The 18,536-nt window shown below is 66.7% G+C and carries 15 protein-coding genes and 8 tRNA genes; 15 read left to right on the forward strand and 8 right to left on the reverse strand.

What is annotated here, in order from left to right:
- Window positions 1–82: 82 nt before the first annotated feature.
- The 4 genes from ccoP to ccoN are packed head-to-tail and all read right to left on the reverse strand — an operon-like array spanning window position 83 to window position 3,280.
- Window positions 83–1,012, reverse strand: a complete 930-nt coding sequence (gene ccoP, locus BOX17_RS11255; protein WP_071944598.1) for a cytochrome-c oxidase, cbb3-type subunit III — start codon at window positions 1,010–1,012, stop codon at window positions 83–85.
- Complete coding sequence (locus tag BOX17_RS11260; protein WP_071944600.1) at window positions 1,009–1,221, reverse strand: CcoQ/FixQ family Cbb3-type cytochrome c oxidase assembly chaperone; 213 nt, start codon at window positions 1,219–1,221, stop codon at window positions 1,009–1,011. The genes ccoP and BOX17_RS11260 overlap by 4 nt, the downstream gene beginning before the upstream one ends.
- A gap of 2 nt (window positions 1,222–1,223) precedes the next feature.
- The gene (gene ccoO / locus BOX17_RS11265; protein ID WP_071944602.1) at window positions 1,224–1,832 is read right to left on the reverse strand and encodes a cytochrome-c oxidase, cbb3-type subunit II; all 609 of its coding nucleotides are present in this window, start codon (window positions 1,830–1,832) and stop codon (window positions 1,224–1,226) included.
- Between the two features lie 23 nt (window positions 1,833–1,855).
- Window positions 1,856–3,280 (reverse strand): cytochrome-c oxidase, cbb3-type subunit I, encoded by a 1,425-nt coding sequence (ccoN, locus tag BOX17_RS11270; protein WP_071944604.1) that lies wholly within the window; start codon window positions 3,278–3,280, stop codon window positions 1,856–1,858.
- Window positions 3,281–3,629: 349 nt separating this feature from the next.
- On the opposite strand from ccoN, the gene BOX17_RS11275 reads away from it, so the two are divergent.
- From BOX17_RS11275 to BOX17_RS11320, 10 genes are all read left to right on the forward strand, one after another.
- Window positions 3,630–4,166 carry an alpha/beta family hydrolase gene (locus tag BOX17_RS11275; RefSeq protein WP_341853281.1) on the forward strand — a complete coding sequence of 179 codons (537 nt, stop codon included), beginning with the start codon at window positions 3,630–3,632 and terminating at the stop codon, window positions 4,164–4,166.
- Window positions 4,167–4,302: 136 nt separating this feature from the next.
- Window positions 4,303–4,378 (forward strand) — tRNA-Val (locus BOX17_RS11280).
- A 42-nt stretch (window positions 4,379–4,420) separates the two neighbouring features.
- Window positions 4,421–4,497: transfer RNA gene (locus BOX17_RS11285), tRNA-Asp, on the forward strand.
- Between the two features lie 31 nt (window positions 4,498–4,528).
- Window positions 4,529–4,605, forward strand: a tRNA-Asp gene (locus BOX17_RS11290).
- 40 nt (window positions 4,606–4,645) lie between these two features.
- Window positions 4,646–4,722 (forward strand) — tRNA-Val (locus BOX17_RS11295).
- Window positions 4,723–4,725: 3 nt separating this feature from the next.
- A tRNA-Asp gene (locus BOX17_RS11300) sits at window positions 4,726–4,802 on the forward strand.
- 186 nt (window positions 4,803–4,988) lie between these two features.
- Window positions 4,989–7,001: an NADPH-dependent 2,4-dienoyl-CoA reductase gene (locus tag BOX17_RS11305; protein ID WP_071944606.1), complete on the forward strand. Its 2,013-nt coding sequence runs from the start codon at window positions 4,989–4,991 to the stop codon at window positions 6,999–7,001.
- A 286-nt stretch (window positions 7,002–7,287) separates the two neighbouring features.
- Entirely contained in the window at window positions 7,288–9,210 is a 1,923-nt protein-coding gene (locus tag BOX17_RS11310) for a PrkA family serine protein kinase (RefSeq protein ID WP_071944608.1), read from the forward strand.
- Between the two features lie 15 nt (window positions 9,211–9,225).
- Window positions 9,226–10,509, forward strand: a complete 1,284-nt coding sequence (locus tag BOX17_RS11315; RefSeq protein WP_071944610.1) for a YeaH/YhbH family protein — start codon at window positions 9,226–9,228, stop codon at window positions 10,507–10,509.
- 19 nt (window positions 10,510–10,528) lie between these two features.
- On the forward strand, window positions 10,529–12,079 hold the full coding sequence (locus BOX17_RS11320) for a SpoVR family protein (RefSeq protein WP_071944612.1): 1,551 nt from the start codon (window positions 10,529–10,531) through the stop codon (window positions 12,077–12,079).
- Between the two features lie 92 nt (window positions 12,080–12,171).
- Here the strand turns inward: BOX17_RS11320 and BOX17_RS11325 are convergent, their stop codons facing one another.
- Window positions 12,172–12,486, reverse strand: coding sequence for a high-potential iron-sulfur protein (locus BOX17_RS11325; RefSeq protein WP_071944614.1), 315 nt, complete (start codon window positions 12,484–12,486; stop codon window positions 12,172–12,174).
- 334 nt (window positions 12,487–12,820) lie between these two features.
- Here BOX17_RS11325 and BOX17_RS11330 point away from each other — a divergent pair, with 334 nt between their 5' ends.
- Window positions 12,821–13,096 (forward strand): Lrp/AsnC family transcriptional regulator, encoded by a 276-nt coding sequence (locus BOX17_RS11330; protein WP_071944616.1) that lies wholly within the window; start codon window positions 12,821–12,823, stop codon window positions 13,094–13,096.
- A 50-nt stretch (window positions 13,097–13,146) separates the two neighbouring features.
- The gene (locus tag BOX17_RS11335) at window positions 13,147–14,013 is read left to right on the forward strand and encodes a DNA/RNA non-specific endonuclease (protein WP_071944618.1); all 867 of its coding nucleotides are present in this window, start codon (window positions 13,147–13,149) and stop codon (window positions 14,011–14,013) included.
- A 112-nt stretch (window positions 14,014–14,125) separates the two neighbouring features.
- Here the strand turns inward: BOX17_RS11335 and BOX17_RS11340 are convergent.
- From BOX17_RS11340 to BOX17_RS16815, 3 genes are all read right to left on the reverse strand, one after another.
- Window positions 14,126–14,212, reverse strand: a tRNA-Leu gene (locus BOX17_RS11340).
- Between the two features lie 41 nt (window positions 14,213–14,253).
- A tRNA-Leu gene (locus BOX17_RS11345) sits at window positions 14,254–14,340 on the reverse strand.
- A gap of 78 nt (window positions 14,341–14,418) precedes the next feature.
- Window positions 14,419–14,505: transfer RNA gene (locus tag BOX17_RS16815), tRNA-Leu, on the reverse strand.
- A 236-nt stretch (window positions 14,506–14,741) separates the two neighbouring features.
- Here BOX17_RS16815 and rnr point away from each other — a divergent pair.
- The 3 genes from rnr to rpsF all read left to right on the forward strand — a co-directional run bounded on the left by rnr (window position 14,742) and on the right by rpsF (window position 18,513).
- On the forward strand, window positions 14,742–17,156 hold the full coding sequence (gene rnr, locus BOX17_RS11350) for a ribonuclease R (RefSeq protein WP_071944620.1): 2,415 nt from the start codon (window positions 14,742–14,744) through the stop codon (window positions 17,154–17,156).
- Window positions 17,156–17,968: a 23S rRNA (guanosine(2251)-2'-O)-methyltransferase RlmB gene (gene rlmB, locus BOX17_RS11355; protein ID WP_071944622.1), complete on the forward strand. Its 813-nt coding sequence runs from the start codon at window positions 17,156–17,158 to the stop codon at window positions 17,966–17,968. Before rnr ends, rlmB begins: the two co-directional genes overlap by 1 nt.
- 173 nt (window positions 17,969–18,141) lie before the next feature.
- On the forward strand, window positions 18,142–18,513 hold the full coding sequence (rpsF, locus tag BOX17_RS11360) for a 30S ribosomal protein S6 (RefSeq protein ID WP_040185479.1): 372 nt from the start codon (window positions 18,142–18,144) through the stop codon (window positions 18,511–18,513).
- The last annotated feature ends 23 nt before the right edge of the window (window positions 18,514–18,536 follow it).

Genomic DNA, 18,536 nt, shown 5'->3' on the forward strand with positions numbered 1-18,536 from the left:
GGCGTCATTGTATCGGGGCGGCCGCGGAACGAGAAAGGGTGCGACCGGAGGCCGCACCCTGTTTCATGCCGATGGCCGTGCCTCAGTCCTGTCGGCTCAGGCTGTAGACGTAGGCCGCGACGAGGTGGACCTTGTCCTCGCCGATGTAGGCCGCCTGCGCCGGCATGTGGCCGTTGCGGCCGTTGCGCAGGGTCTGGCGCACCGAATCGGCCAGCGACTGGCCGGGGGCCCGATAGAGCCAGGCATCGTCGGTCAGGTTGGGCGCGCCCAGGGCCTGGTTGCCGGTGCCGTCGGGCATGTGGCAGGCGGCACACACCGAGGCGAAGACGCTGGCGCCCTGCTCGGCGCGCTCGGCTTCCTCGGCGTTGCCGGAGAGCGAGAGCACGTGCTGGGTCACGTTCTCGATGTTCTCGCTGCCCAGCTGCTGCCAGGAGGGCATCAGGCCGTTACGCCCGTTGTTGAGGGTCTGGACGATGTTCTCCGGCGCCCCGCCGTAGAGCCAGGCGTCGTCGGTCAGGTTGGGGAAGCCGTAGCCGCCCTGGGCGTTGGAGCCGTGGCAGATCGCGCAGTTGTTGAGGAAGATGCGCTCGGCGACCTGCATGGCCTCGCCGTCCTGGGACAGCTCCGGGATCGGCACCTCCTGGTACTGGGCGAAGATCGGTGCGAAGCGTTCCTCGGCGCGGGCGACCTCCTCCTCCCACTGGCTCTCCTGGCTCCAGCCCAGCAGGCCGGCGAAGTTGCCGAGGCCGGGGTAGAGCAGCAGGTAGCTCAGCGCGAAGATCACGGTGACGACGTAGAGCTGGAACCACCAGCGCGGCAGCGGGTTGTCGTACTCCTCGATCCCGTCGGCGGCGTGGCCCGTGGTGTCGACGTTGCCCTGAGCATCCGGGGTCTTGTCGGTCTTGCGGTTGGCGAAGAGCAGCCAGAAGGCAATGCCGATCGTGCCCAGCGTGATGACGATGATCCAGGCGCTCCAGAAGCTGGAAAGGGAGTCACCCCAAAAATTGTTCATGTGTTCCTCTCTCCCTTGTCGTGTCGGGAATCGGCCTCGCGGGAGGCACTCTGGTCACGGTTCGGCTGCTCATCCTCGTCGGCGAAGGGCAGGTTGGCCGCCTCGTCGAAGTCCGGCTTGCGTCGCTTCGAGTAGGCCCACAGCGTGAGCCCCGCGAAGGCGATGATCAGCAGGATGATGATCACCCCGTTGACGGTCCCGTTATCCATGGTCAGCGCGAATCCTTGAGCACGGTACCGAGCTGCTGCAGGTAGGCGACCAGCGCGGTGATCTCGCGCTCGCCGCGGACCGCCTCGCTGGCACCGGCAATCTGCTCGTCGGTGTAGGGCACGCCCAGCGTCTGCATGGCGCGCATCTCGTCGTCGATGCGCTCCCCGCTCAGGGTGTTCTCGAACAGCCAGGGGTAGGCGGGCATGATCGACTCCGGCACCACGTCACGCGGGTTGTAGAGGTGGGCGCGGTGCCAGTCGTCGCTATAGCGGCCACCGACCCGGGCCAGGTCGGGCCCGGTACGCTTGGAACCCCACAGGAAGTTGTGGTCGTAGACCGACTCGCCGGCCACGCTGTAGTGGCCATAGCGCTCGGTCTCGGCCCGGAAGGGGCGAACCATCTGGGAGTGGCAGCCGACGCAGCCCTCGCGGCGGTAGATGCCGCGGCCCGCGAGCTCCAGGGGAGAGAGGGGCTCGAGGCCCTCGACCGGTTCGGTCGTCTGCTTCTGGAAGAACAGCGGCACGATCTCGGCCAGGCCCCCGAAACTGATCACCACCAGGATCAGTACGGCGAGCAGACCGACATTCTTTTCGACTATCTCGTGTCTCATTGGTGTCTCGTTCCCTGGTTGGCTCAGGCAGTCTGCGGAATCGGCTGACGGGCGCCTTCACCGTGCCGGACGGTCATGAAGACGTTGAAGGCCATGATCAGCATGCCGGCCACCCAGCACAGGCCACCGATCAGGCGCACGATGTAGCCCGGGCCGCTGGCCTCGACGGATTCGACGAAGGTGTACATCAGGGTGCCGTCGGCGTTCACGGCGCGCCACATCAGGCCCTGCAGGATGCCGTTCACCCACATGGCGGCGATGTAGAGCACGGTGCCGATGGTGGCCAGCCAGAAGTGCACGGCGATCATCCCCACCGAGTACATCTCGGTCCGTCCGAACAGGCGCGGGATCAGGTGGTACATGGAGCCGATGGTGATCATCGCCACCCAGCCCAGGGCGCCGGCATGCACGTGGCCGATGGTCCAGTCAGTGTAGTGGGAGAGCGCGTTGACGGTCTTCACTGCCATCATCGGGCCCTCGAAGGTGGACATGCCGTAGAAGGAGAGGGCGACCACCAGGAAGCGCAGGGTCGGGTCGGTGCGCAGCTTATGCCACGCCCCGGAGAGGGTCATCATGCCGTTGATCATGCCGCCCCAGGAGGGAGCCAGCAGGATGATCGACAGCACCATGCCGAGCGACTGGGTCCAGTTGGGCAGGGCGGTGTAGTGCAGGTGGTGCGGGCCGGCCCACATGTAGACCATGATCAGCGCCCAGAAGTGGACGATGGAGAGGCGGTAGGAGTAGACCGGGCGCTCGGCCTGCTTGGGGACGAAGTAGTACATCATCCCGAGGAAGCCGGCGGTCAGGAAGAAGCCCACCGCGTTGTGGCCGTACCACCACTGGGTCATCGCATCGATGGCGCCGGAGTAGAGGGAGACGGAGTAGGTCGCGGTCACCGGGATGGAGGCGCTGTTGACGATGTGCAGCACGGCCACGGTGATGATGAAGGCCGCGAAGAACCAGTTCGCCACGTAGATGTGGGAGGTCTTGCGCAGCTTGATGGTCCCCAGGAAGACGACGGCATAGCTGATCCAGACCACGGCCAGCAGGATGTCGATCGGCCACTCGAGCTCGGCGTACTCCTTGGTGCTGGTGAGGCCCAGCGGCAGGGTGACCACCGCAGACAGGATCACCGCCTGCCAGCCCCAGAAGGTGAAGGCGGCCAGCTTGTCCGAGAACAGCCGCACCTGGCAGGTTCGCTGCACGACGTAGTAGGAGGTGGCAAACAGCGCCGAGCCGCCGAAGGCGAAGATCACGGCGTTGGTGTGGAGGGGGCGCAGTCGGCCGAAGCTTGTCCACGGCAGTCCCAGGTTCAGTTCCGGCCATACCAGCTGCGAGGCGATGATGACACCGAGGGCCATGCCCACGATGCCCCACACCACCGTCATGATCGCGAACTGCCGAACTACCTTGTAGTTGTAGGTCGGGTGTTCAAATGCTGTGCTCATGTCAGGTTCCCATCGAACGCGGTTTGGGGGTGTCCCGCGGCATTCTGCCTCGGGGTGACCTCCGCAGGATGATGCAGGTCTATAACCAAGACTGATTCTAGCGCAGGCGCACGACAAGCTGAACACGCCAATGTATTGATTTATGAACTCGAGGAGACGGGAATTGTCGGACCATTTTTGTCGGGATTTACCTCGGATCGACCGGGAAACTCTGGTCCGACGGCTGCTGGAAGGCGACCAGGGACACTGGGACATCGACGGTCTGGGTCCGCTGGACGTGCGCGGAGAATGTCGCGTCGGGCGATTGCTGCTCGCCCATGGCGCCGGTGCGGGTCAGGATTCAACTTTTATGCAACGGTTGCGTGAGGCCCTCGCCGCCGTCGGGGTCCAGACGCTGGCCATCGAGTTCGACTACCTGCGGACGATGCGTCGCGAGGGGCGTCGCCGCCCCCCGTCGAAGGTCGAACGTCTGGTCGAGGAGCTTGCGCGGTGGTGCGACAGTGTGTCGCACCACGCCCTGTCGCCGCCCTGGCTGGGCGGCAAGTCCATGGGCGGTCGCGTCGCCAGCATGCTGGCGGCACGGGACGGTGCCCGAGGCCTGGTGCTGTGCGGCTATCCCTTCCATCCCCCCGGCAAGCCCGAGCGACTCCGCCTCGCCCACTGGCCGTTGCTCGAGTGCCCGACGCTGGTGGTGCAGGGCACCCGGGATCCGTTCGGCACCCGCGAGGAGGTGGCCGGCTACGACCTGCCCGAGGGGGTGCACCTGCACTGGCTCGAGGCGGGCGATCATGACTGGAGGCCGACGCGTGCGTCGGGTCGAGATCAGGCCGGGCTGATCGCCGAGGCCTCGGCCGAAATCGCCGCCTTCATGGCCGCGCATTCCTGAAACCCGCGTGCCGCGGGCGATGTGGCCAAGTGGATGAAAGGGCGGCGATTCTTTCCCGCTCATCGCGCCGTTGCCGCGATGCAAAAAGCGTTGACATTGGTCGGGCCCCCTGTAGAATGCAGCGCCACGTGACCGGGGGTGGTTAGCTCAGCTGGGAGAGCACCAGCCTTACAAGCTGGGGGTCACAGGTTCGAACCCTGTACCACCCACCATTGCCGCGGCAATGCCCGATCATGTTGCAGGAAGATCACAGCGGACCGGTAGTTCAGTTGGTTAGAATGCCGGCCTGTCACGCCGGAGGTCGCGGGTTCGAGTCCCGTCCGGTCCGCCAGCATCATCTTCCCCGTCGCAGGTCATCTTGCGGACCGGTAGTTCAGTTGGTTAGAATGCCGGCCTGTCACGCCGGAGGTCGCGGGTTCGAGTCCCGTCCGGTCCGCCATGATGGCATGAGACAGCAGTAAAAAGTTGCAGTAACGCGTGGGTGATTAGCTCAGTTGGTTAGAGCACCAGCCTCACATGCTGGGGGTCACTGGTTCGAATCCGGTATCACCCACCACGCGGACCGGTAGTTCAGTTGGTTAGAATGCCGGCCTGTCACGCCGGAGGTCGCGGGTTCGAGTCCCGTCCGGTCCGCCATCTGCACACGAATTCTTCAGCCCCGAGGCCCTTCCGGTCTCGGGGCTGTTTCGTTGTTCCCCGGTTTTTCCCGGCTTCCCCTTCCTCGGCGTCTTGCCGGCATTGGCGATCAGGCTTTGCGTCCGGTACCGCGACTATCATACAGTTGTTTGAAACCGTCGCCGTTTCGACCACGAGGAGCCTGCCGTGAGTGCCTACCCCCATCTCTTCCGCCCCCTGAGGGTCGGCCACCTGACGCTCCCCAACCGGGTGCTGATGGGCTCGATGCACACCAATCTCGAGGAGGCGCCCGGCGGCTTCGAGCGGCTGGCGGCCTTCTACGCCGAGCGGGCGCGCGAGGGGGTCGGCCTGATCGTCACCGGCGGTATCGCGCCGCATCCCGAGGGGGCGGTCTTCCAGGGCGCCGCGACCCTGGAACGGCCCGAGCAGTTGGCGGATCACCGCCGCGTGGTCGAGGGCGTGCACGAGGCCGGCGGGCGCCTCTGCCTGCAGATCCTGCATGCCGGCCGCTACGCCTATACCCCAGAGCTGGTGGCGCCGTCGGCGATCCAGTCGCCGATCACGCCCTTCATGCCGCGGGCGCTCGAGAGCGAGGAGGTCGAGTCGCGCATCGAGGCCTATGTGCGATGCGCCAGGCTGGCCCGGGAGGCCGGCTATGACGGGGTCGAGGTCATGGGCTCCGAGGGCTACCTCATCAACCAGTTCATCTGCCCCCGCACCAACCATCGCGACGACGACTGGGGCGGCAGCTTCGAGCGACGCATCCGCTTTCCCGTGGAGATCGTGCGACGCATCCGCGAGGCGGTGGGGGACGACTTCCTGCTCATCTTCCGCCTGTCGATGATCGACCTGGTGGAGGAAGGCAGCTCCCGCGACGAGGTCCTGGGGCTGGGGCGCGCCATCGAGGCCGCCGGCGCCGACGTGATCAACACCGGCATCGGCTGGCACGAGGCGCGGGTGCCGACCATCGTCACCAGCGTGCCGCGGGCCGCCTTCACCGAGGTGACGCGACGCATGAGGGCGGAGCTCGGCGTGCCGCTGATCACCACCAACCGTATCAACATGCCCGAGGTGGCCGAGCGGGTGCTGGCCGAGGGCCATGCCGACATGGTTTCCATGGCGCGTCCCTTCCTGGCCGACCCGGCCTGGGTCAGCAAGGCCGCCGCCGGGCGGCGCGACGAGATCAACACCTGCATCGCCTGCAACCAGGCCTGCCTGGACCAGGTCTTCCTGGGCCGGCTCACCTCCTGCCTGGTCAATCCCCTCGCCTGCCACGAGACGGAGCTTCCGGTCACGCCGGTCGATGCCCCGAGGGCCATCGCCGTGGTGGGCGGCGGTCCGGCGGGGCTCGCCGCGGCCGTCACCGCCGCCGGGCGTGGCCATGCGGTGACCCTCTTCGAGCGGGCCAGCGAGCTGGGCGGCCAGTTCAACCATGCACGACGGATTCCCGGCAAGGAGGAGTTCGACGAGACACTGCGCTACTACCGGGTGATGCTCGACAAGCATGGCGTGGAGGTGCGGCTCGGCACCGAGGCGGACGTCGAGGGCCTGCGCTCGTTCGACGCGGTGGTCCTGGCCACCGGCGTGCGGCCCCGTCGCCTCGAGCTGCCGGGCATCGACCACCCGATGGTGATGAGCTACCCCGAGGCCATCACCCATCCCGAGCGGGTCGGCCCCCGGGTCGCGATCATCGGCGCCGGCGGCATCGGCTTCGATGTGGCGGAGCTGCTGACCCACGCCGGCCATGGTGCCCAGGAGGTCTCGGCCTGGTGCGACGAGTGGGGCGTGGACCTCGACCTGGCGCATCGCGGGGGCCTCAAGGCCGCGCAGTCGCCCCCGACGCCGCGTCGGGTCTTCCTCCTGCAGCGCCGGGCCTCCCGGCCCGGCAAGGGCCTCGGCAAGACCACCGGCTGGGTGCACCGGGCCTCACTCGCGCACCGCGGGGTCGAGATGATCCCTGGCTGCGAGTACCTCGGCATCGACGACGACGGCCTGGCGCTGCGCGTCGAGGGCGAGTCGCGTCGGCTCGAGGTCGATACCGTCGTGGTCTGTGCCGGCCAGGAGCCGGTGCGGGAGCTGCTCGAGCCGCTCCAGGCGGCCGGGGTGGCCGTGCACGTCATCGGCGGCGCCGACGAGGCGGCCGAGCTCGATGCCCGGCGCGCCATCGCCCAGGGTACCCGTCTGGCCGCAGCGCTCTGACGCCTCGAGGCGGCCCTCGCCACCGGCCCTCGCCACCGGCCTGCGCCGACGCAGGCCCGCTGCCCGCCGGTCGTCTCCGGCGGGCCGCGTCGTTCCAGCGTGTAATCTCTCGAAAGATCGTCATGAACCGACGGACGTTGTCGGGCTCTGAGGAATGAGGGCTCGGGAGCGTTGACTGGTGGGCTAAACCGTTATCCGCTGATGCTGTCTACGCTGAAGAGACCCCACCCCGGCTTGTCACCACTCTGTCGAAGTGGCCGGGGAACAGGGCTTTAAGGAGGCATCGATGAGCATCTTCGATCATGTGCAGAACCGCTTCGCTCGCGTCCAGCAGGAAGAGATGAGCCTGCAGGAGTACCTGGAACTCTGCCGCGGGGAGCCGGTGGCCTACGCCACGGCCGCCGAGCGGATGCTGGAGGCCATCGGCGCACCCGAGGTGATCGATACCGCGAAGGATCCGCGCCTGTCCCGCATCTTCTCCAACAAGGTGATCCGCCGCTATCCGGCCTTCGCCGAGTTCTACGGCATGGAGGAGGCCATCGAGCAGATCGTCGCCTACTTCCGTCATGCCGCCCAGGGGCTCGAGGAGCGCAAGCAGATCCTCTACCTGCTGGGGCCGGTGGGGGGCGGCAAGTCGTCGCTTGCCGAGCGCCTGAAGCTGCTGATGGAGAAGGTGCCCTTCTATGCCATCAAGGATTCTCCGGTCTACGAGTCGCCGCTCGGTCTGTTCTCCCCGGAGGAGGACGGCGAGCTCCTGGAGAAGGAGTACGGCATCCCCCAGCGCTACCTGAGGAGCGTGATGTCGCCCTGGGCCGCCAAGCGCCTCAAGGAGTACGGCGGCGACATCTCGCAGTTCCGGGTGGTGCGTCTCTATCCCTCGCGACTCAACCAGGTGGCCATCTCCAAGACCGAGCCCGGCGACGAGAACAACCAGGACATCTCCTCGCTGGTCGGCAAGGTGGATATCCGCCAGCTCGAGCTCTACTCCCAGGATGACCCCGATGCCTACAGCTTCTCCGGTGGGCTGTGCCGGGCCAACCAGGGGCTCATGGAGTTCGTCGAGATGTTCAAGGCGCCGATCAAGGTACTGCATCCGCTGCTGACGGCGACCCAGGAGGGCAACTACAACCCCACCGAGGGCATGGGCGCGATCCCCTTCGACGGGGTGGTGCTGGCCCACTCCAACGAGAGCGAATGGCAGACCTTCCGCAACAACCGCAACAACGAGGCCTTCCTCGACCGCGTGTACATGGTCAAGGTGCCCTACTGCCTGCGCGTCACCGAGGAGATCAACATCTACAAGAAACTCCTCGAGCACTCCTCGCTGGCCGAGGCGCCCTGTGCACCGGATACCCTGCGCATGCTGGCGCAGTTCACGGTGCTCTCGCGGCTCAAGGAGCCCGAGAACTCCAGCATCTACTCCAAGATGCGCGTCTACGACGGCGAGAACCTCAAGGATACCGATCCCAAGGCCAAGTCGATCCAGGAGTATCGCGACAGCGCCGGGGTCGACGAGGGCATGGAGGGGCTGTCGACACGTTTCGCCTTCAAGATCCTCTCCAAGGTGTTCAACTTCGACAACCACGAGGTGGCGGCGAACCCGGTCCACCTGCTCTACGTCCTCGAACAGCGCCTTGAGCAGGAACAGCTGCCCCGGGAGACCTTCGAGCGCTACCTGCGCTTCATCAAGGAGTTCCTGGCGCCGCGCTATGTCGACTTCATCGGCAAGGAGATCCAGACGGCCTACCTCGAGTCCTACTCGGAATACGGCCAGAACATCTTCGACCGCTACGTCACCTATGCCGATTTCTGGATCCAGGACCAGGAGTTCCGCGATCCCGAGACCGGCGAGTTCCTCGACCGCCAGGCCCTCAACGAGGAACTGGAGAAGATCGAGAAGCCGGCCGGCATCTCCAACCCCAAGGACTTCCGTCACGAGGTGGTCAACTTCGTGCTGCGGGCCCGTGCCCAGAACAACGGCATGAACCCCAGCTGGCAGTCCTACGAGAAGCTCCGGGGGGTGATCGAGCACAAGATGTTCGCCAACACCGAGGAGCTGCTGCCGGTGATCTCCTTCAACGCCAAGGCCTCGACGTCGGACCAGAAGAAGCACGAGGACTTCGTGGCCCGGATGGTCGACCGCGGCTACACCGAGAAGCAGGTACGCCTGCTCTCCGAGTGGTATCTGCGAGTGCGCAAGTCGCAGTAGCCTGAGGAGGTCGCCATGACCTATTTCATCGATCGACGAGCCAATGCCAAGCACAAGAGCGCGGTCAACCGGCAGCGCTTCCTCGACCGCTACCGTACCCACATCAAGCGGTCGGTCGAGGAGGCGGTGAACCGCCGCTCGATCACCGACATGGAGCGGGGCGAGAAGGTCTCGATCCCCTCCCGGGACATCTCCGAGCCGGTCTTCCAGCACGGCCCGGGGGGCAAGCGCGCCATCGTGGCGCCGGGCAACAAGGAGTTCGTCGAGGGGGACCGGCTGCGCCGCCCCGGCGGCGGGGGCGGGGGGGACGGTGCCGGGGAGGGCGGTGCCTCCAACCAGGGCGAGGGCATGGACGAGTTCGCCTTCACCCTCTCCCGCGAGGAGTTCCTCGACTTCGTCTTCGACGGCCTAGAGCTGCCCCACCTGGAGCGCAAGAACCTGGTGGACCTGGACGAGGTGCGCCAGGTGCGGGCCGGGGTCTCCCGGGACGGGACGCCGGCGCGCATCAACATCGTGCGCTCCATGCGCGAGGCCCAGGCCCGGCGCATCGCCATGCGCGCCCCGATCCGCCGGGCCCTGCGCGAGGCCAGGGAGGCGTTGGCCGAGGAGGAGCGCAAGGACCCGGTGCTGCGCAACCCCGCCCGCATCGCCGAGCTCAAGGCGGAGGTCGAGCGGCTGGAGAAGCGCCTCGAGGCGGTCCCCTTCATCGACACCTACGACCTGCGCTACAACAACCTGATCGACCAGCCCCAGCCCTCCAGCAAGGCGGTGATGTTCTGCGTGATGGATGTCTCGGGCTCCATGACCCAGGCCCACAAGGACATCGCCAAGCGCTTCTTCCTGCTGCTCTACCTCTTCCTGGAGCGCAACTACGAGAAAGTCGAGCTGGTCTTCGTGCGCCACCACACCGCCGCCAAGGAGGTCGACGAGGAAGAGTTCTTCTACTCCCGGGAGACCGGCGGCACCATCGTCTCCAGCGCCCTGACCCTGGTCGACGAGATCATCGAGGCGCGCTATCCCCCCGGGCAGTGGAACCTCTACGTGGCCCAGGCCTCGGACGGGGACAACTGGGACGACGACTCCGTCGCCTGCCGGGAACTGCTCGTCGATCGCCTGATGCCGCGGCTGCAGTACTTCACCTACGTGGAGATCACCCCCCATGCGCACCAGGCGCTGTGGGAGGAATACGAGCGGGTGGAGGCCGAGTACGACACGCGCTTCGCCATGCGCCAGATCGTCGAGGCCGCGGACATCTATCCGGTCTTCCGCGAGCTGTTCAAGCGCCGAGTCGCCGTCTGAGGCGGCCTGAGGAGGCAGCATGACCCGACGACAGCCCATCGCCACCGGCTCCGACTGGAACTTCGAGATCCTCGATGCCTTCGAGGGCGAGATCGCTCGCCTGGCCGACGAGTATCGCCTGGACACCTACCCCAACCAGATCGAGGTCATCACCACCGAGCAGATGATGGACGCCTATGCCAGCGTCGGCATGCCGGTGGGCTATCACCACTGGTCCTTCGGCAAGCAGTTCCTGGCCGTGGAGCAGGCCTATCGCCGCGGCCAGATGGGGCTCGCCTACGAGCTCGTCATCAACTCCGACCCCTGCATCGCCTACCTGATGGAGGAGAACACCCTGATGATGCAGGTGCTGGTCATGGCCCACGCCTGCTATGGCCACAACTCCTTCTTCAAGGGCAACTACCTGTTCCGCACCTGGACGGACGCCTCCTCCATCGTCGATTACCTGGTGTTTGCCCGGAAATACATCAGCGAGTGCGAGGAGCGCCACGGCGTGGAGGCGGTGGAGCAGTTGCTGGATGCCTGCCACGCCCTGCAGAACTACGGGGTCGACCGCTACAAGCGGCCCTCGCCGGTCTCCGCGGCGGAGGAGGCGCGCCGTCAGAAAGAGCGCGAGGCGCACCTGCAGGCCCAGGTCAACACCCTGTGGCGGACCATCCCGGGCCAGCCCCGCGGCGATGCCCTGCCCGGCATGGCCGACGAGGAGGATCCGCTTGGCCTGCACGAGGGTGGGCGCTATCCCCCCGAGCCCCAGGAGAACCTGCTCTACTTCATCGAGAAGAACGCGCCGCTGCTGGCCCCCTGGCAGCGGGAGGTGGTGCGCATCGTGCGCAAGCTGGCGCAGTATTTCTATCCCCAGCGCCAGACCCAGGTGATGAACGAGGGCTGGGCCTGCTTCTGGCACTACACCCTGATGAACCGCCTCTACGAGGAGGGCCTGGTGGACGAGGGGCTGATGCTGGAGTTCCTGCAGTCCCACACCTCGGTGGTGCAGCAGCCGGCCTTCGACAGCCCCTACTTCAGCGGCATCAACCCCTACGCGCTGGGCTTCGCCATCTTCACCGACCTCAAGCGTATCTGTGAGGCCCCGACCCAGGAGGATCGCGAGTGGTTCCCCGACACGGCCGGCAGCGACTGGCGGGAGACCCTGGAGTTCGCGATGCGCAACTTCAAGGACGAGTCCTTCATCCAGCAGTTCCTCTCGCCCAAGGTGATGCGCGACCTCAAGCTGTTCATGGTTGTCGACGATGACCAGGAGGAGATGCTGGAGGTATCAGCGATCCATGACGAGCGGGGCTATCGTCGCATCCGCGACGCGCTGGCCACCCAGTACGCCCTGGCCGTGCGCGAGCCAAACATCCAGGTCTATTCGGCCGACATCCGCGGGGATCGTTCGCTGACCCTGCGCCACGTCCAGGACGGTCGCCGGCCGCTGGCCCGCAGCGTCTACCCCGTGATTCGCCACCTCCACCAGCTGTGGGGCTTCCCGGTGAGGCTGGAGTCGGTGGAGAACGACGAGGTGGTCCGCCGCTATCACTGGCCTCTGGCCGAGGAGGAGCGGCGCGACTGACGGCCCCGAACGAACGGTTCAGCAAACAGGGTTCAGCAATAAGAAGACCCGCGCCATGATGGCGCGGGTCTTGGGTTTGTACTGGCGGCGTGTCAGGCCTTGGCCGTCCAGGACTGGCACCAGCCGCCCGGCTCGACGCTGTTCTGCGGGAACAGCTGGCAGCCCTGGCTGTCCGCCTGGTAGAACATGCAGTTCTGGCAGTGTTCGCCTTCCTCGTAGGCCGGGTGGTCGCTCGCCTCGCTGGCGACCTTGACGTAGTTGAGGGCCTTGGCCTGCTCGGCGCTCGGGTCCAGGGGCGGGAGGTCCTGGGCGAAGGCGCGCTTCGACAGGATGCCGGCACCCAGGGGCAGGGCGGCAAGGCCCAGCAGGCTGTTGCGCATGAAGTCACGACGGTTGTGGTCGGCCATGGTCTCTCCTTGTCATCACGGTAGGGATGAAGTCTCGGCGGGACATGCTTGGTGTCCGCTCTGCTTTCCTGATCTTTATGGCGGTGGTCGGTCCACCCCATGTTCCGACAGGCGTTTCCCCGCGGAGTTCGTTCCATGGTAGCCAAGTGGTCCGGGCATCGCGAACCGCCAGGCAGCCGTGCGGCAATCCGCCGCGTGACCCGGGCGCCGCCGGAGTGCGCCCGGCCGATGGCGGTACAGCGTCCCCCCTGGCGCTGCTATACTCGCCCAGCGGCGGCGACCGCCCGACCGGAACGTGACGCGCGCGACAGCGCCTTGAGCAGGGAGAAGTCCGATGCAGAATGCCGTGATTCTGATCAATACCGACAAGGGCCAGGTGAAGGCCGTGGCCGAGCGGCTGGCCGACGTCGAGGGAATCAGCGAGGTCTACTCCACCTGTGGCCGCTACGACCTCGTGGCCATCGCGCGTACCCGCGATTTCGAGAGCCTCGCGGAGCTGGTCACCGGGCGACTCAATGCCGTCGAGGGCATCCGTGACACCGAGACCCTCAATGCCATGCAGGTGCACTCCCGCCATGACCTCGAGACCATGTTCTCGCTGGGCTGGTGAGGGGAGCGGGCCCGTGGCCCGCGGGATGATCGGACAGGGACGGTTCTCACATGGCAGCAAGGCGAGCGCGCACCGGCCACCGCTGGCGGCATCGGGTCCGTCGAGTCGGCATCACGGCACTGTTCCTGGCGGTGGCGTCGGGGCTCTGGCACTTCCAGGAGCGCGAGCTCCGCGATGGCCTGAGCTGGCAGGGCGTCACCACCTGGGAGGAGCTCACGCCGCTGACCTTCCACCGTGTGCTGCGCAACGACGGTTTCCTGGCGGGCTGGTCCGACATCCGCGTCAACCCGCTGTGGGTCAGCTACCTGCTGCAGCGGGTCGAGGATCCCTCGGCCGGGCCGCGCCCCGGCTTTCGTCGTGACTGGCGAGCCCTCTGGCCGATCTCGCCGGACAGCTATTTCGGCAGCGGCTACGACCGTGGCCATCTCGCGCCCAACTACGCGATCGCCGCGGTGCACGGTGCCGACGCCCAGCGCGATACCTTCCTGATGAGCAACATGTCCCCCCAGCGACCGGACCTCAACCGGCGGCTCTGGCAGCGGCTAGAGGAGGTCGTGATGGACCACTTCGTGCCGCGCTTCGCCGCCCTCCAGGTGATCACCGGCCCGGTCTTCCCGGCGCGCTTCCGTGACAACGTGCTCAATCGGGTCGGGCTGGTGGAGGTGCCGGAGGCCTTCTACAAGATCCTGGTGGTGCCGGGGGAGAGCCCCCGGGCGCTGGCCTTCATCATGCCGCAGCGCGTCTCGGGCGACGAGCCGCTGGACGACTTCCTGGTGAGCATCGACGAGGTGGAGGCGCGTACCGGCCTGGACTTCTTTCCCCGGCTGTCCCGGGAGGCCGCCGAGGCGCTCGAGAGCGGGGTGAAGACCGCGGGCTGGGGCCTCGACGAGGTGGCCAGGCTGCCCGGGCGCTTCTGAACGATGGTCGGTGCCGGCTGAGTCGGCAGGAGAGCAGGCACAAAAAAACCGCGATCCAATGTCGCGGTTTCCTGTCGGGCGTCGATGTGGCTCGTCTGCATGATGCGAGAAGTGGTGCCCAGGAGAGGACTTGAACCTCCACATCCGTAAGGATACTAGCACCTGAAGCTAGCGCGTCTACCAATTCCGCCACCTGGGCGCATCATGCGGTCGTCGTGTTCGGGCGCATCGCGTGAACGATGGTGCCCAGGAGAGGACTTGAACCTCCACGTCCGTAAGGACACTAGCACCTGAAGCTAGCGCGTCTACCAATTCCGCCACCTGGGCGAACACGAGTGACTCGAGCTGACAAAGAGCGTGGGAGCGAACTCCCGGATATCCAGCCGTTGATCGACGGGATATCGATGGTGCCCAGAAGAGGACTTGAACCTCCACGTCCGTAAGGACACTAGCACCTGAAGCTAGCGCGTCTACCAATTCCGCCATCTGGGCAGGCGAGGCGTATGGTACCGGATTCGTTCGATGATGCAAGCGGGTCCGGGCCCGAAAGGCAGGATTTTTTGCCGGCCTTCGGGCGCCCGGGGCGCCCTGATGGTTGGGTGATGGGGTCGCCGGCGCTATACTGCGCGCATGACAACCTACCCGAAACGCCAGATGCCATGCGCCGGACGCCGTCCCTGCGCCCTTTCGATCACGCCGCTACCGATGCCGCCAAGGATGCCCTCCGCATGACCCACTGGACGCTCAGCGACGACCCGCACGCGAAACGTGAAGCCCACAAGTACGACAAGCCCGCGCCCAGTCGAGAATACCTGATGGCCCGACTCGAGGAGGCCGGCAAGCCGATGACTCACGAGGCGATGAGTCAGCAGCTGGGCCTCGAGGACGAGGACCTCCAGGAGGCGGTGCGGCGTCGCCTGGCGGCGATGGAGCGCGATGGCCAGGTGCTGCGCAACCGGCGCAACGCCTACGCGCTGATCGACAAGCTCGACCTGATCAAGGGCAAGGTGCTGGGGCACCGCGACGGCTTCGGCTTCCTGCTGCGCGACGACGGCAAGAAGCCCGACCTGGTCATGCCACCCCGGCAGATGCGTCGGGTCTTTCACGGCGACCATGTGCTGGTCCGCATCAGCGGGCGCGACCGCCGCGGGCGCGACGAGGCCACCGTCGTCGAGGTGCTGGCGCGCAATACCCAGACCATCGTCGGCGTCTACCGGGCCAACACGCCGGAGTTCGGGGTGCTGATCCCCGAGAACTCCCGCATCACCCAGGAGGTCATCATTCCCCACAGCGCCTGCGGCGGCGCGCAGGATGGCCAGGTGATCTCCGCGAGGATCACTCAGCAGCCCGAGACCCGGGTGCAGCCGGTGGGCGAGGTGGTCGAGGTGCTCGGTGAGCGCATGGACCCGGGGATGGAGATCGACATCGCCATCCGCAGCTACGAGATTCCCGCCGATTTTCCGCCGGATGTCCATGACCAGATCGCCGGCATGTCCGCCGAGGTGGCTGAGGGGGACAAGGCGAATCGCATCGACCTGCGCGACGTGCCGCTGGTGACCATCGACGACGAGAGCGCCAAGGACTTCGACGACGCCGTCTGCGCCTGGAAGACCAAGTCCGGCAGCTGGAAGCTGCTGGTGGCCATCGCGGATGTTTCCCACTACGTGCGTCCCGGCAGCGCCCTGGACCAGGAGGCCATCACCCGTGGCAACTCGGTGTACTTCCCGGGCCAGGTGGTGCCGATGCTGCCGGAGCTGCTCTCCAACGGGCTCTGCTCGCTGAACCCGGCCGTCGACCGCCTGGCGCTGGTCTGCGAGATGAATATCTCCCAGAGCGGGGCGATCAGCCGCTATCGGTTCTACGAGGCGGTGTTCCAGTCCCATGCGCGGCTGACCTACAACAAGGTGGCCGCCATCCTCGACGACGAGGGCGAGCAGGGCGATGCCCTGCGCGAGGAGTACCGCGAGCTGGTGCCGTCGCTGAAGAACCTGCACTCCCTCTACCGGCTGCTGCGCGAGGCCCGCGTGGAGCGCGGCGCCATCGACTTCGAGACCACCGAGACGGCGATCGTCTTCAACGACGAGCGCAAGATCGAGAAGATCGTCCCGCGCTCGCGTAACGACGCCCACAAGATCATCGAGGAGTGCATGCTGGCGGCCAACGTCGCCACCGCGCGCTTCCTCGACAAGCATGACCTGCCGGCGCTCTACCGCATCCACGAGAAGCCCTCGCCGGAGCGGCTCGACAAGCTGAGACTGTTCCTCAACGAGCTGGGGCTCTCGCTCGGCGGCGGCGACGACCCCAGCCCCCAGGACTACCGGGACCTGGCCGAGGCGATCAAGGGGCGTGACGATGCCGACGTCATCCAGACGGTGATGCTGCGCTCCATGAGCCGGGCGGTCTATTCGCCGCAGAACGACGGCCACTTCGGCCTGGCCTATCCGGCCTATGCGCACTTCACCTCGCCGATCCGTCGCTATCCGGATCTGCTGGTCCACCGCGCCATCCGCTCGGTGATCCGTGGCCCGCGCCAGACCAATACCGTGCTGCGTGCCGAGGGGGGCGGCGTGGAGCCGCCCAGCAAGTGGGCGCCCTACACCTTCGAACAGATGCTCGAGCTCGGCGAGCACTGCTCGATGACCGAGCGCCGTGCCGACGACGCGACCCGGGACGTGGAGGACTGGCTCAAGTGCGAGTTCATGTCCGACAAGCTCGGCGAGGTCTACGACGGCAGCATCGCCTCGGTGACCCAGTTCGGCATCTTCGTGCGTCTCGACGAGGTGTACGTGGAGGGGCTGGTGCACGTCACCTCGCTGCCGTCCGACTACTACCACTACGAGCCCGAGAAGCATCGCCTCAAGGGCGAGCGCAGCGGGATGAGCTATCGCCTGGGTGACGGGGTCTCCGTGCAGGTGGCCCGCGTCGATCTGGACGATCGCAAGATCGACTTCGAGCTGGCCGACGACAAGCCGCGGCCCAAGCGTCAACCGCGCAAGGCTCGCGGCGGTGGTTCATCCTCCTCCGCGCCCGAGAAGGGCGGCAAGGTCGATGACAAGGTGGGCAAGGGCGGCAAGGCCGATGACAAGACGGGCAAGGGCGGCAAGCGCCGCCGCGGCCCGCGGCGGTCCAAGGCGCAAGGCTGATGGCGGCGGGGCACAGGAAACCGCGTGGCCCGCGCCGGGCGCCAGCGGTACCCGGCGGGCTCGAGGCCGTGTTCGGTGTGCACGCGGTGCGGGCGCTGCTCGACCGCGGCGAGCCCCCTCGCGAGGTCTGGGTGCAGGAGGGCAGTGCCGGCGCCCGCCTGGCCGAGCTGGTCGAGGCCGCCCGCCAGGGAGGGGCTCGTCTCCAGTCGCGTCCCCGCGACGAGCTCGACCAGCTCGCCCAGGGCGCCGCCCACCAGGGGGTCATCGCCTTCGCCGCGCCGCTCGCCTTCGAGGGCGAGGCCTCCCTGTGGCTCAGGCTCGAGGGCTGGCCCCATGCGGTGCCGCCGCTGCTGCTGGTCCTCGACGGCATCACCGACGTGCACAACTTCGGGGCCTGCCTGCGCAGTGCCGACGCCGCCGGTGTCCACGGGGTCATCGTGCCCAAGGACAAGGCAGCACCGCTCAATGCCATGGTGCGCAAGGTCGCCTGCGGGGCCGCCGAGAGCATGCCGGTCTATCAGGTCACCAACCTGGCGCGGGCGCTGGCGAAGATGAAGGCCCTGGGGGTGTGGATCACCGGCACCGCCGGCGAGGCCGACGCCAGCCTCTATGAGGCCGACTTCACCGGCCCCACGGCCCTGGTGATGGGGGCCGAGGGCAAGGGCATGCGTCGCCTGACCCGGGAGGCCTGCGACACCCTGGTCAAGCTGCCCATGGCCGGCAGCGTCTCCAGCCTCAACGTCTCGGTGGCCACCGGGATCTGCCTGTTCGAGGCGGTTCGTCAGCGCCAGGGCGTGGCCGGAGGCGACTGAGTCGCCCCCTGGCTTGCCAGCCGGATCACATATCATTAGAATACTTGCGCCCGCTCGTCCTGCGAGCGGGCATTCCTGTCTTCTGACAACCCGTCTTTTGACAATCACTCCTTGCTTCCCCTGAGCGACCCGATGTCGTCACTGTGGAAGCTGCCAAACCGCAAGGAGATCCCATGCGTCACTACGAGATCGTCTTCATGGTCCATCCGGACCAGAGCGAGCAGGTCCCGGCCATGGTCGAGCGCTACACCGGCCTCGTCACCGAGAACGGCGGCACCGTGCATCGCCTCGAGGATTGGGGCCGTCGCCACCTGGCCTACCCGATCAACAAGATCCACAAGGCTCACTACGTTCTGATGAACGTCGAGTGCAGCGGCGAGACCCTCGACGAGATCGAGAACATCTTCCGCTTCAACGACGCCATCATCCGCAGCCTGGTGGTTCGCGCCAAGGAAGCCGTCACCGAGGCCTCTCCGATGATGAAGCCGGTGGAAGAGAAGCGTGTCCGTCGCGACGAGAAGCCGCGCAGCACCGAATCCGCCTGAGCCACCCCATCGCACCTCTGAAG

It is taken from the genome of Halomonas aestuarii, assembly GCF_001886615.1.
Lineage (GTDB): Bacteria > Pseudomonadota > Gammaproteobacteria > Pseudomonadales > Halomonadaceae > Halomonas > Halomonas aestuarii.